Source organism: Paracoccus sp. DMF-8 (assembly GCF_029309835.1).
Lineage (GTDB): Bacteria > Pseudomonadota > Alphaproteobacteria > Rhodobacterales > Rhodobacteraceae > Paracoccus.
In genome coordinates, this window is the sequence record NZ_JARJHL010000017.1 from 99,417 (window position 1) to 111,858 (window position 12,442).

The 12,442-nt window shown below is 64.7% G+C and carries 10 protein-coding genes, 2 pseudogenes and 1 riboswitch; of the genes and pseudogenes, 5 read left to right on the plus strand and 7 right to left on the minus strand.

Translation table 11 applies throughout. From position 1 onward, the window contains the following. Window positions 1-52 precede the first annotated feature (52 nt). The 4 genes and pseudogenes from PE067_RS18430 to PE067_RS18445 all read right to left on the minus strand — a co-directional run bounded on the left by PE067_RS18430 (window position 53) and on the right by PE067_RS18445 (window position 3,774). On the minus strand, window positions 53-1,255 hold the full coding sequence (locus tag PE067_RS18430; RefSeq protein ID WP_276191157.1) for an FMN-binding glutamate synthase family protein: 1,203 nt from the start codon (window positions 1,253-1,255) through the stop codon (window positions 53-55). Window positions 1,256-1,392: 137 nt separating this feature from the next. Further along, window positions 1,393-2,071 (minus strand): annotated as a pseudogene (locus PE067_RS18435) (protein GlxC). Window positions 2,072-2,092: 21 nt separating this feature from the next. Beyond that, window positions 2,093-2,979 (minus strand): annotated as a pseudogene (locus tag PE067_RS18440) (glutamine amidotransferase family protein); the annotation flags it as partial. A 219-nt stretch (window positions 2,980-3,198) separates the two neighbouring features. Further along, window positions 3,199-3,774 carry an XRE family transcriptional regulator gene (locus tag PE067_RS18445; RefSeq protein WP_276191598.1) on the minus strand — a complete coding sequence of 192 codons (576 nt, stop codon included), beginning with the start codon at window positions 3,772-3,774 and terminating at the stop codon, window positions 3,199-3,201. Between the two features lie 356 nt (window positions 3,775-4,130). Between PE067_RS18445 and tpa the strand changes: the two genes are divergently transcribed. From tpa to PE067_RS18460, 3 genes are all read left to right on the plus strand, one after another. After that, the gene (gene tpa / locus PE067_RS18450) at window positions 4,131-5,510 is read left to right on the plus strand and encodes a hypotaurine--pyruvate aminotransferase Tpa (protein WP_276191158.1); all 1,380 of its coding nucleotides are present in this window, start codon (window positions 4,131-4,133) and stop codon (window positions 5,508-5,510) included. Between the two features lie 75 nt (window positions 5,511-5,585). Continuing rightward, on the plus strand, window positions 5,586-7,052 hold the full coding sequence (locus PE067_RS18455) for a PLP-dependent aminotransferase family protein (RefSeq protein WP_276191159.1): 1,467 nt from the start codon (window positions 5,586-5,588) through the stop codon (window positions 7,050-7,052). A 166-nt stretch (window positions 7,053-7,218) separates the two neighbouring features. After that, complete coding sequence (locus tag PE067_RS18460) at window positions 7,219-7,761, plus strand: AAA family ATPase (RefSeq protein WP_276191160.1); 543 nt, start codon at window positions 7,219-7,221, stop codon at window positions 7,759-7,761. 54 nt (window positions 7,762-7,815) lie between these two features. On the opposite strand, the gene PE067_RS18465 is transcribed toward PE067_RS18460, so the two are convergent. Both PE067_RS18465 and PE067_RS18470 read right to left on the minus strand, forming a co-directional pair. Then, window positions 7,816-9,087, minus strand: a complete 1,272-nt coding sequence (locus tag PE067_RS18465) for a hemolysin family protein (RefSeq protein ID WP_276191161.1) — start codon at window positions 9,085-9,087, stop codon at window positions 7,816-7,818. Continuing rightward, window positions 9,087-9,422 (minus strand): iron-sulfur cluster assembly accessory protein, encoded by a 336-nt coding sequence (locus tag PE067_RS18470; RefSeq protein WP_276191162.1) that lies wholly within the window; start codon window positions 9,420-9,422, stop codon window positions 9,087-9,089. The genes PE067_RS18465 and PE067_RS18470 overlap by 1 nt, the downstream gene beginning before the upstream one ends. Window positions 9,423-9,490: 68 nt before the next feature. Between PE067_RS18470 and PE067_RS18475 the strand changes: the two genes are divergently transcribed. Then, entirely contained in the window at window positions 9,491-10,666 is a 1,176-nt protein-coding gene (locus PE067_RS18475; protein WP_276191163.1) for a deoxyguanosinetriphosphate triphosphohydrolase, read from the plus strand. A gap of 34 nt (window positions 10,667-10,700) precedes the next feature. After that, a riboswitch (FMN riboswitch) is annotated at window positions 10,701-10,854 on the plus strand. 73 nt (window positions 10,855-10,927) lie between these two features. Then, a complete protein-coding gene (locus tag PE067_RS18480; protein WP_276191165.1) occupies window positions 10,928-11,362 on the plus strand; it encodes a 6,7-dimethyl-8-ribityllumazine synthase in 435 nt (144 codons plus the stop codon). A gap of 106 nt (window positions 11,363-11,468) precedes the next feature. On the opposite strand, the gene PE067_RS18485 is transcribed toward PE067_RS18480, so the two are convergent. Next, complete coding sequence (locus tag PE067_RS18485) at window positions 11,469-12,359, minus strand: DMT family transporter (RefSeq protein ID WP_276191166.1); 891 nt, start codon at window positions 12,357-12,359, stop codon at window positions 11,469-11,471. Between the last annotated feature and the right edge of the window lie 83 nt (window positions 12,360-12,442).

Consider the following 12,442-nt stretch of genomic DNA (forward strand, 5'->3'; position numbering starts at 1 on the left):
GAATACGGATAAAGCCGGGGCGGGCTCGCGTGGCCCGCCCTTCTGGTCTTGATCAGAAGCCGCCCTGACCAGGGATCCAGCTCGTGCCAGCCAGCGGAACGCCCGCCATCGCGGCCGCCTCCAGCGTCAGCGAGCACAGATCCTCGGGCTCCAGGTTGTGGACATGGCTCTTGCCGCAGGCGCGGGCGATGGTCTGGCATTCCAGCGTCATCACCGCCAGGAAGTTGCGCAGCTTGCGCGCGCCCTCGATCGGGTCGAAGCGCTTCATCAGCTCGGGATCCTGGGTGGTGATGCCGGCCGGGTCCTTGCCCTCGTGCCAGTCGTCATAGGCGTCGGCCGTGGTGCCCAGCGTGTCGTATTCGGCGGCCCATTTCGGGTCGTTCTCGCCAAGCGCGATCAGCGCCGCGGTGCCGATGGCGACAGCATCGGCGCCAAGCGCCAGCGCCTTGGCCACATCGGCGCCCGAGCGGATGCCGCCCGACACGACCAGTTGCACCTTGCGATGCATGCCCAGATCCTGCAGCGCCTTCACGGCGGGACGAATACAGGCCAGCGTCGGCTGCCCGACGTGCTCGATGAACACGTCCTGCGTCGCGGCGGTGCCGCCCTGCATGCCGTCCAGAACCACCACGTCCGCGCCCGGCCTTGACCGCCAGCGCGGTGTCGTAATAGGGCCGGGCGCCGCCGATCTTGATATAGATCGGCTTTTCCCAGTTGGTGATCTCGCGGCAGTCTCCAGGATCTTGATTTCCAGGTCGTCCGGGCCGGTCCAGTCGGGGTGGCGACAGGCGGAACGCTGGTCGATGCCGATGGGCAGGTTGCGCATCCGGGCGACGCGTTCGGTGATCTTCTGGCCCAGCAGCATACCGCCGCCGCCGGGCTTGGCGCCCTGACCGACCACGACCTCGATCGCGTCGGCGCGGCGCAGGTCGTCGGGGTTCATGCCGTAGCGCGACGGCAGGTATTGATAGACCAGCTTTTCCGAATGGCCGCGTTCCTCATTCGTCATGCCGCCGTCGCCGGTGGTGGTCGAGGTGCCGGCCAGTGTCGCGCCACGGCCAAGCGCCTCTTTCGCGGGGCCGGACAGCGCGCCGAAGCTCATGCCCGCGATGGTCACGGGGATCTTCAGCTCGATCGGCTTTTTCGCGAAGCGCGTGCCCAGCACGACCGAGGTGTCGCATTTCTCGCGATAGCCTTCCAGCGGGTAGCGGCTGATCGAGGCGCCCAGAGACAGCAGGTCGTCGAAATGCGGCACCTTGCGCTTTGCGCCGCCGCCACGGATGCCCTAGATGCCGGTATCGGCGGCACGACGGATTTCCGCGCTGATTTCAGGCGTATAGGTCGCGCTGTTCTGCGGCAGGGTTTGCGGGGTGTTTGACATGTCGTCCCTCATCAGTAGGCACCTGCATGATCGACGTGGAAGTTGTAAAGCTGACGCGCCGAACCATGGCGTTTGAACTCTTCGGGTTTCGCATCGGCCCCGGCGCGGTTCAGCAGGTCGGTCAGGATTTCGATATGTTCGGGGCGCATGTCCTTTTCGACGCAATCGGCGCCAAGCGACTTGACGGAACCGCGCACGAACAGGCGGGCTTCATACAGGCTGTCGCCAAGCGCGTCACCGGCATCGCCCAGAACGACCAGATTGCCCGATTGCGCCATGAAGGCCGACGCCATGGCCGGTACGCTTATCGCGCACCAGCACGATGTCGATGCCCTTCGTCGAAATCCCGCAGCGCGAACTGGCATTGCCCTTGATCACCGGCAGCCCGCCGTGGCCCGTCGCTCCCGCATATTGGCTGGCGTCGCCTTCGATGATGACGGTGCCCGACATCATCGGCCTCACGCAACGCCCGGCCCGGCCGAGGCCGGTCACCTTGACGGTTGCCTGCTTGTTCATCCCGGCGCAGTGATAGCCGGTCGAACCGTTGACGGTCACCTCGATGAGCGCATCCAGCCCGACGGCGACCGCATGGGCGCCGCGCGGGTTTTCGGTGACCCAGTTCGTCTGGTTGGTCGCGTCCTTTTGCCCCTGCAGGGCCTGATTAAGTTCGCGCAATTCGGTCGATGCCATGGCCGATGGTCTGCATCTCCGGCGCTCCCAGAAGTAAACGGCGGCGGGTTCGGGTTCCCGAACACGGGCGCTGTCGATGCCCGGCAGGTTGGCAAAGGCGCGGTATTCCGAACCGAATGCCACATAATCGTCGGTTTTGGCCATGACCGCCGGCTTGCAGGCGATCGGGTCGCGGACGACGCCAAAGCCGTTTTTCGTGCCGACGACAGCGGTAAAGAACCCGTCCAGATCGTCCAGCGTGCCTTCCAGCGCCTGGCCCAGATTGGCCCCTTCGGCAAGGCGAGAGGAGATATAGCAGGCCGCGACCTCGGTGTCGTTCTGGGTCTTGGTCGGGAAACCTTTCAGCGTCAGCACGCGGCGCATCTGGTTGTGGTTCGAGAGCGAGCCGTTATGCACCAGGCACTGGTCGTCGCCGGTCGAAAACGGGTGCGCGCCAAGCGTCGTCACCGCGCTTTCGGTGGCCATGCGGGTATGGCCGATGCCGTGGCTGCCGCCCATGTCGCGGATGCCGAAACGCGCCGCCACATCCTTGGGCAGGCCGACCTCCTTGAAGATCTCCATCGAGGCGCCATAGCCCATGACGCGGATGCCGCGTTCGGCCATGAAGGCCTCGACCGTCTTTTCCGAACCTTCGGGCAGGGTCAGGACGGCGTGGGTGTCGATCCGGCGCATGGTGACCGGCGCTTCCAGCAGATGCGCCAGTTCATTGTCCAGCCCCTGGGAAACGTGTCGTCAGGGTGTCCGGACTGAATGGTCATCTTCAGCCCATCGGTCTCATCCCCATAGATCGCGATACCGGCGCTGTCCGGCCCCCGGTCGGTCATGGTGATGAGCATGTCAGTCAGCAGGTTGCCCAGTTGCGGGCGCAGGTCTTCCTTTTTCGGGAAAAGGCCAACGATGCCACACATAGTCGTCTCCGTTCAGAATCGGCGTTGCCGCATGTGTTTAACTATGAGGAAAATTTTTTGCATGCCAAGATAAATTTCGTGGCGTGCATCATTTTTTCTTTCCAAGAAAATATTGGCCCGGAAAAGCCGCATTCTGCAAATGATTTCAGCAGACCTGCCCAAATGACAGAAACCGGCGCCCTAGGGTGCCGGTTTCGCTGGATCCGGGTTGGAAACGGTTCAGACGGCCTGCGGGTAGCAGATCACCGAAAGGAATCGGGCTGGCAGTTGCAACAGATTCTCGGGGCCGTGGGGGCTGTCGGCGTCGAACAGCAGGCTGTCGCCCGGCTCCAGCCGATAGGTCCGGTCGCCGTGGCGGTAATCGACGCAGCCTTGCAGCATATACAGCAATTCGACCCCGTCATGCTGAAAGGTCGGAAAGCGGTCGCTTTCGCTGTCCAGAACGATCAGATAGGGTTCCATCACCACGCCCGTGTCATTGGCCCCCAGATGGCCCAGCAGGTGATAATGCTGGCCCGCGCGCGTCCCGGCCCGTTCGACCCGCGCCGCATCGCCCGCCTTGACATGCATCGCCTCGCGCGGTTCCTCATAGGCTTGCAGAAGCTGGACCAGCGGCACGTTCAGCGCGTTCGACAGCGCCTGCAAGCTCGTCAGCGAAGGCGAGATCAGCCCGTTTTCCACCTTGGACAGCATCCCCACCGACAGCCCGGTCTGCTTTGCCAGTTCGGCGCCGGTCATGCGGCGGCGCTTGCGCAATTCGCGCACCTGCCGGCCGATGGCCATTTCCAGATTCATCTCGCGCGGTTCGGCAAGTTTATGGGGGTTCTGATTCAGCCGCGCCACGGCCGCCGCCGGTGCTGCACCTGCATCATCGTCCGCCGCGATCTGCACTGCCGGTTGCCTTTCGCCGTCTGTCAGTCCGATATTATTTTGAACATTCATAAGCTTTACCTGTAGGCAGACTGCTTTCCTTACAGGCAAGTCTATACTGCAACGCAGCAAAAATGAAGCGCCCCGCCCGCGACCATCCGCCGCGACTGACGTTACGGAAGATTTCTGGCCCCACCGAACGCCACAATCTGGACCTATCGCCAGCCGCGGGAAAGGCGCATCAACAAGATCATCCCCGTCCGAGCCGCAGGAGAAGCGCCATGACCCTTGATCTGTCCCCCAACGACCTTGACGGCGTCGTCGCTGCCGACCGCGCCCATGTCTGGCACCACCTGTCCCAGCACAAGCAATACGAACAGGTCGACCCGCGCGTCTATGTCGAGGGCAAGGGGCTGCGGCTGTGGGATGCCACGGGCCGCGAATATCTGGACGCGCTGTCGGGCGGCGTCTGGACCGTCAACGTGGGCTACGGCCGCGAATCCATCGCCAATGCGGTGCGCGATCAGCTGATCAAGCTGAACTATTTCGCGGGCGCGGCGGGCACGGTTCCGGGCGCGATCTTTGCCGAAAAGCTGATCGGGAAAATGCCGGGGTTGACCCGCGTCTATTATTCCAACTCGGGCTCGGAGGCGAATGAAAAGGCCTACAAGATGGTCCGCCAGATCGCCGCGCGCCATCACGGCGGCCGGAAATGGAAGATCCTGTATCGCGAACGCGACTATCACGGCACCACCATCGGCACGCTGGCGACCAGCGGTCAGGTCCAGCGCGCCGAACAATACGGCCCCTATCCCGACGGTTTCGTCATGGTCCCGCATTGCCTTGAATACCGCAAGCAATGGGATGTCGAAAACTACGGCATCCGCGCCGCCGACGCGATTGAAGAGGTCATCCTGCGCGAAGGTCCCGATACCGTCGGCGCCATCGTGCTGGAGCCGGTGACCGCAGGCGGCGGCGTCATCACGCCCCCCGAAGGCTACTGGCAGCGTGTGCAAGAGATCTGCCGCAGATACGGCATCCTGCTGCATATCGACGAGGTCGTCTGCGGTCTGGGCCGCACCGGCACATGGTTCGGCTATCAGCAATACGGCATCCAGCCCGATTTCGTGACCATGGCCAAGGGCGTCGCCTCGGGCTATGCGGCGATTTCCTGCACCGTCACCTCGGAGCGCGTGTTCGAGATGTTCAAGGACGATGCCAGCGACCCGATGGGCTATTTCCGCGACATCTCGACCTTTGGCGGCTGCACCTCGGGGCCGGTCGCGGCGATCGAAAACATGCGCATCATCGAAGACGAAAACCTGCTGGAAAACACCACCCTGATGGGCGAGCGGCTGATGGGCAACCTGAACGCGCTGATGGAACGCCATGCGGTGATCGGCGATGTGCGCGGCAAGGGGCTGTTCTGCGGCGCCGAACTGGTCGCGGATCGCACCACCAAGGAGCCGATGGATGAAAAGCGCGTGCAGGCCGTGGTGGCCGATTGCGCCGCGAACGGCGTGCTGATCGGCGCGACCAACCGCAGCCTGCCGGGGCTGAACAACACGCTGTGCCTGTCGCCCGCCCTGATCGCCACGGCCAGCGATATCGACGCGATCACCGATGCCATCGACGGCGCCCTGACCCGCGTTTTCGCCTGAATGTCGCCGGGGCGGGGGATTGACCCCCGGCCCGGCATTGCTCTTTCTGGCCGCGACATCATTCGCGGCCAGACCATGACCATCCCTGCGACCATTCCCGCCGAAAACTTTTTCCTCGACCGCGCATCGCCCGCGCCCTTGCAGGTGCAGCTGCGCCGCCAGATCATCGCGGGCGTGCTGCAAGGCCGGTTCCGCGCGGGCGAAAGGCTGCCGTCCAGCCGCCGCCTCGCCCGGCATCTGGGGGTGGCGCGGGTGACGGTGACGCAGGCTTTTGCGGAACTGGTCGCCACGGAATACCTGACCAGCAAGGGCCGCTCGGGCCATTTCATCGCGGATGAGATCACGCCCCTGCCCGATGCCCCCGCAGCCCCGCAGGGGGCGGCCTTCGACTGGTCCCCGCGTCTTGACCTGCGTTTCACGCGGCTGCAACGGCGCGACCGGGTGCAGGATTGGCGGCGCTTTCGCTTTCCCTTTGTCTATGGGCAGGCCGACCCCGAACTGGTCGATCACAACGCCTGGCGCGACTGCGCCGTGCGCGCGCTTGGCCGCCGCGAATTCGCCGCGCTGACCGGCGACCTTTATGACCACGACGACCCGGAACTGCTGGACTATCTGGCCCGCCACATCCTGCCCCGGCGCGGCATCCGCGCCGAACCCGACCAGATTGTGCTGACGCTTGGCGCGCAGAATGCGCTGTGGCTGGTCGCGGAAATCCTGCTGGCCCGCGGCGGCCGCGCCGCCATCGAGGATCCCTGCTATCCCGGCCTGCGCGAAATCCTGTCCCATACCCGCGCCGAAATCCTGCCCCTGTCCGTCGACGCCCAGGGCCTGCCCGTCACGGCCATCCCGCCCGGCACCACGGCGGTTTTCACCACCGCCAGCCACCAATGCCCGACCGGCACGACCATGCCCCTGCCCCGCCGCCACGCCCTGCTGGCGCGCGCGCTGGATCAGGGTTTCGCCATCGTCGAGGATGACTACGAATTCGAGATGTCATTTGCAGGCGCGCCATCCCCGGCGCTCAAGGGCATGGATCAGGCGGAGGCGGTGATCTATATCGGCTCGTTTTCCAAATCGGTGTTTCCGGGGCTGCGGCTTGGCTATATCGTCGCCGATCCGGGTTTTATCCACGAGGCGCGCGCCCTGCGCGGCCTGACCCTGCGCCACCCGCCCGGCATGTTGCAGCGCACGCTGTTTCATTTCCTGTCGCTTGGCCATTACGACGCGCAACTGAACCGCATGCGCCGCGCCTATGCCGAACGCCGCGCGGTGATGTTACGCACGATTGGCGATACAGGGCTGTCGCTGGCCTCAAACCGCGACACCGGCGGTTCCAGCCTGTGGCTGCAGGCCCCGCCCGGCACCGACATGACCGAAACCGGCACGGCCCTGCGCGACCAAAGCGTCCTGATCGAACCCGGCCGCCCCTTCTTCGCCACACCCGAGGACGGGCGCAGCCATTACCGGCTGGCATGGTCGTCGATTTCAGCGGATCTGATCGAGGAAGGTATCAGGCGGATTGCGGGGGCGGTTGGAAAGTGAGATTCCGCGCGCCCCCCTGCGCCGCGCATCCCATGAACAGGCATTGTCGGGACAATTGCGAATTATCGGCTCTGTCGCTATCATCCGTTCCGCGCAATGATGCGCCCCGACTGCGGCTTGCGGGCCATCTGCACATCCCCCGATAGACACCATGCAAGGATGGCCCATGTCTGACCATTTGTTCGTCGTGACCGGTGGTCCCGGTTCCGGCAAGACCAGTTTGATCAGCGAACTGGCCAGCCGGGGGCTTCACAGCATGCCCGAATCCGGTCGGGCGATCATTCAGGATCAGGTTCGCATCGGCGGTCCGTTCTTACCTTGGGCCGACAAAGCCATGTTTGCCGAACTCATGCTGGGCTGCGACCTGCGGTCCTGGCATGAGGCCGCCGCGCTGAAGGGGCATGTTCTCATGGATCGGGGCATACCCGATGGCATCGGCTACCTCAGGCTGTGCGGCTTGCCTGTTCCCGCGCATCTCGAAGCTGCGGCAAAGCTGTATCGGTATAACAGGCAGGTTTTCATCGCCCCTTACTGGCCAGAGATATTTTCGCAGGACGCCGAACGCAAACAGGATCGGCAAGAAGCGGCGGCCACCGCAAAGATCATGGCGGAAACCTATGCGCGCCTTGGATATCAGACCATCGCGCTACCCATGACGGACCTGCAGGGGCGGGCCGATTTTGTCGTGGATCACCTGAACCGCGCCTGACAGGTTCGCCCCTGAATTCCGCCATCGGCCCGATCCGGCCAGATCATGACGCGGCTACTCCTCACCCTTCTTCGGTGCCGCCACGATCACGCGGTCGATGCGCATGCCGTCCATATCGGCGATCTCGAACGCCCAGCCCTGATAGTCGAAGGTATCGCCGGTGCGGGGGATCTGGCCGAGGATGTGCAGGACGAGACCGGCGACGGTTTCATAGTCACCCTCGGGCAGGTCGAAACCGGTTTCGCTGGCGAATTCATCGGCGCTTTCGGCGCCTGCGACCAGCCAGCTGCCATCGGCGCGGCGGACGAAATCAGGGTCATCCTCGCCATCGTCGAAATCGCCTGCGATGGCTTCCAGAATGTCCATCGTATTGATGACGCCCTGAAAATGGCCCAGCTCGTCATAGACCAGAACCATGCGTTCGGGGGTGCGGCGGATGACCTCGACCACGGACATGGCTTTCGCGGTATCCAGAACCATGGGCGCATCGCGCAGCAGGTCGCGGATCGGGGTATCTTCGGCGCCGACCAGATCACGGATCGCCACGACGCCCAGAATATTGTCATTCGCCCCGTCGCTGACCGGGATGCGGGATGTCCGCGCGCGGCGCGCCTTTTCCAGAACCACCTCGCGCGGGTCGGCCAGATCGACGGTTTCGACATCGCGGCGGGGCGTCATCATGCCGCGCGCGCTGCGGTCGGCGACGCGCATCACGCCCGCGATCATGCCGTGTTCATCGGGCAGGATGACGCCGGCGCGGGTCGCCTCGGCGATGGTCATGCGCACGTCTTCGTCGGTGATGTCGGCGTCATCGCTTGGGTTGATGCGCAGCAGGCCCAGCACCAGCTTGGTCGAGGTGTCCAGCAGCCAGACCAGCGGCGTCGCGACCTTGGCGATCAGCCGCAGCATGGGGGCAAGCAGCGCGGATACCGCCTCGGGGCGGGCCAGCGCGATCTGTTTCGGGACCAGTTCGCCCGCGACCAGCGACAGATAGGTGATCGCCGCGACCACGATCCCGACGCCCAAGGGCGCGGCAACGGCGGGCGAGACGCCCATTTCGGCAAAGGCGGCCGAGGCGCGCAGGCCAAGCGTCGCGCCCGAAAAGGCGCCGTTCAGGATGCCGACCAGCGTGATGCCGATCTGCACGGCCGACAGGAATTCGCCGGGCTGTTCGCGCAGTTCCATGGCAAGACGCGCGCCATGGCTGCCCTTTTCCGCCATCGCCGCCAGCCGCACGGGGCGCGAGGAAACCATCGCCAGTTCCGCCATCGCCAACACGCCGTTGACCAGGGTCAGGACCAGAATAATCGCGATTTCGATGAACATCAGATCGAAAACGACGTGCCGCAGCCGCAGGAAGACGAGGCATTCGGGTTTTCGATGGTGAACCTTGCCCCGATCAGTTCATCGGCAAAGTCGATCACCGCGCCGGTCAGAAACGGCAGGGACACCGGGTCCACGACCACCTGCTGACCCGCGTTTTCGATGACCAGATCGTCATCGGCGCGGTCGTCCAGCCGGATATCATATTGAAAACCCGAGCATCCGCCGCCCAGGACCGCCACGCGCAGGGGCTTGGCGGGGCCGGCGCTGTTGATTTCGGCCAGGCGCTCGAATGCGCGTTCGGTGACCTTCGGGGGCAGGTTCAAAGCCACGTTCATGGGGCGTTCCGGTTTCCGTCGTTGAAACCGGAATATAGGCTGCGCATGGACCTATCGCAAGGAATGTCATGTCCGCGCCCTACGCATGCCAGCCAACCGAAAGCCGCGGACGCCGCTGGCCCGAACGGATGTCGACCTTTCGCAGCCCGTGGCAGCGGGATCGCGACCGCATCATCCACTCCAGCGCGTTCCGGCGGCTGAAGCACAAGACGCAGGTTTTCGTCGAACATAACGAAGGCTATCGCGGCGATTACTACCGCACCCGCCTGACCCATACGATCGAGGTCGCGCAGGTCGCGCGCACCATCGCGGGCACGCTTGGCCTGAACACCGATCTGGCCGAAACCGTGGCGCTGGCGCATGATCTGGGGCACCCCCCGTTCGGGCATACCGGCGAGGACGCGCTGGCCGCGCTGATGGAACCCTATGGCGGGTTTGACCATAACGCGCAGGCGCTGCGGATCGTGACGCGGCTGGAACGCCATTACGCCGATTTCGACGGGCTGAACCTGACATGGGAAAGTCTGGAAGGCATCGCCAAACATAATGGTCCGATTGTCGGGACAGGCCCGACGGGTGGCCCTGTCACCGGCCCCCTGCCCTATGCGCTGGCCGATGTGAATGCCGAATGGGATCTGGAACTGCACACCAATGCCAGCGCCGAGGCGCAGGTCGCCGCCGTCGCCGATGACGTGGCCTATAACCACCACGACCTGCATGACGGCTTGCGCGCGGGCCTGTTCACCGAGGAAGATCTGGCCGGGCTGCCCGTCGTCGGCGATGCCTTTGCCGAGGTCGACCGCCTGCATCCCGGCCTTGACCTGATGCGCCGCCGTCACGAGGCGCTGCGCCGGGTCTTTGGCGTCATGGTCGAGGATGTGATCGCCGTCGCGCAGAACCGCCTGACCGGCCTGCAACCGCAAAGCGTGCAGGATATCCGCGACATGGACGGCCCGATCATCCGCTTTTCCAAGCCGCTGTATCAGAACCTCAAGGCGATCAAGCGTTTCCTGTTCCAGCGCATGTATCGCGCCCCTTCGGTGGTGGTCGAACGCAAGCGCGTCACGGAAATGCTGAACGGGCTGTTTCCGCTGTTCCTCAGCGATCCGTCGAAAATGCCCGAAACATGGTTTCTTGCCGCCGAACAGGCCGGGGATGAAACGCAGCGCGCGCGAATCGTCCTTGATTATGTCGCAGGCATGACCGACCGCTTCGCCATTCAAGAGGCCGAACGGCTGTTGTAGGGCTTGCATCCCGGCGCGCGGGCTGGCACCAATCCCCCGTTCTCAGGGCGGGGCGGAATTCCCCACCGGCGGTAAGCAGCGATGCAAGCCCGCGAGCGCCCCTGCCATGCACAATGCCGGGTGGGGGGTCAGCAGATCGGGTGCGATTCCCGGGCCGACGGTCACAGTCCGGAAGAAAGAGAGCGTGCGACCCCGCCCATCCCGGCGGGTCCCTGCATGTGATCGCCTTGGGTGACGTGTCGTTGAACCAAGGAGACCCGGATGACACACACCCGCTATGCCTTCATCAAGGCGAACTGGCATTCCGACATCACCAGCCAGGCGCTGGACGGTTTTTGCCAGATCATCCCCGCCGATCAGGTCGATGTCTTTGACGTGCCCGGCGCATTCGAAATGCCGCTGATGGCGCGCGATCTGGCGCTGACCGGGCGCTACGCGGCCGTCGCCTGCGCGGCGCTGGTCGTCGATGGCGGCATCTATCGCCATGATTTCGTGGCGCAGGCCGTGGTGGACGGGCTGATGCGCGCCGGGCTGGACAGCGGCGTGCCCGTCCTGTCGGTGTCGCTGACCCCGCATCACTATCAGGAAACCGACCACCATAACGCGATCTATCGCACGCATTTCGTGACCAAGGGCCGCGAGGCCGCGCAGGCCGCCATCCAGATCGTTGCCGCCCGCGCCGCGATCAGGGGCTGAGGGTTGCAGGGCGGCAAAAACGCCGCCCCGCACCGCCCCCTGCACAATGAATCATTGTTTGATCTGCATCGCACTCTGCCGCACCGCAGCCGACAAGCGCGTGAACTCACCAGAAAATCAGCGCGGTGCCCGCGACCGCCAGCATGGCCCCGATCCATGACGTGACCGAGGGCCGCACCCCCGTCACCATCCACAGCACCGGCAGGATCAGCACCGGCGACAGCGATGACAGGGTGGACACGATCCCGACCTTGCCGCCCTGCAAGGCAAACATCAGCAGCGTCATGCCCACGACCATCGCGACGAACCCCGACAGGCTGACCACGCCCAGCAGGCGTGGCGTCAGCCGCCCCTGCGTCCTGAAGGCCGGTATCGGCAGGGCCATCAGCGCGCTCAGGCAGGCCGTGGCGACCGCGACCCGGATCAGCGAGGCGACATAGGGGTCAAAGCCGCCGGCCATCACCGGCCGCGCGATCAGCGAGCCAAGCGCCTGCCCAAGCGCCGCGATGACGCCGCACAGGATACCGACCCAGACCGGCCCCCTGATCGCTTCGAACCGGTGGCTGCCCGACCGACCGGCACGACCCATGACCGCGATGCCCACCCCGGCGCTGGCCAGACCGATGCCAAGGATCGACATCCAGGACAGTTCTTCGCCCAGAACGGCCCAGCCCAGAACGGCGGCCATCGGGGCGTTCAGCGAAAACAGCGCGCCATTGCGGCGCGGCCCGATGCGGACCAGCGCGACATACAGGATGGTGTCGCCGACAAAGATGCCGATGATCCCCGACAGCGCCAGCAGCGCGAAATCATGCGCCGCGACAGGCTGCAGCCGCCCCGTCGCCAGCACCAGCGCCAGCAGCATCAGCGCCACCAGGAATTCGCGCAGCCGGGCAAAGCCGAAGGGCCCCAATGCTTCGGCGGCATCCTTGGAAATGATGCCCGTCACCGACCAGCAAAAGGCGGCGCCAAGGGCGGCAAGCTCGTAAATGGGCATTTCGGGAACCCTGACAGGAAAATGCCAGGGACGCGGACCCATGGCCGAGGTTTCGGCGTTTCTAATCCGAACGCAGGCGAACC

What these genes read in the sequence shown, in the direction of transcription:
- tpa (WP_276191158.1), top strand. Translation starts at nt 4,131, where the DNA reads ATGACCCTTGATCTGTCCCCCAACGACCTTGACGGCGTCGTCGCTGCC.
- PE067_RS18460 (WP_276191160.1), top strand. Translation starts at nt 7,219, where the DNA reads ATGTCTGACCATTTGTTCGTCGTGACCGGTGGTCCCGGTTCCGGCAAG.
- PE067_RS18480 (WP_276191165.1), top strand. Translation starts at nt 10,928, where the DNA reads ATGACACACACCCGCTATGCCTTCATCAAGGCGAACTGGCATTCCGAC.
- PE067_RS18475 (WP_276191163.1), top strand. Translation starts at nt 9,491, where the DNA reads ATGTCCGCGCCCTACGCATGCCAGCCAACCGAAAGCCGCGGACGCCGC.
- PE067_RS18470 (WP_276191162.1), bottom strand. Translation starts at nt 9,422, where the DNA reads ATGAACGTGGCTTTGAACCTGCCCCCGAAGGTCACCGAACGCGCATTC.
- PE067_RS18455 (WP_276191159.1), top strand. Translation starts at nt 5,586, where the DNA reads ATGACCATCCCTGCGACCATTCCCGCCGAAAACTTTTTCCTCGACCGC.
- PE067_RS18485 (WP_276191166.1), bottom strand. Translation starts at nt 12,359, where the DNA reads ATGCCCATTTACGAGCTTGCCGCCCTTGGCGCCGCCTTTTGCTGGTCG.
- PE067_RS18465 (WP_276191161.1), bottom strand. Translation starts at nt 9,087, where the DNA reads ATGTTCATCGAAATCGCGATTATTCTGGTCCTGACCCTGGTCAACGGC.
- PE067_RS18445 (WP_276191598.1), bottom strand. Translation starts at nt 3,774, where the DNA reads ATGAATCTGGAAATGGCCATCGGCCGGCAGGTGCGCGAATTGCGCAAG.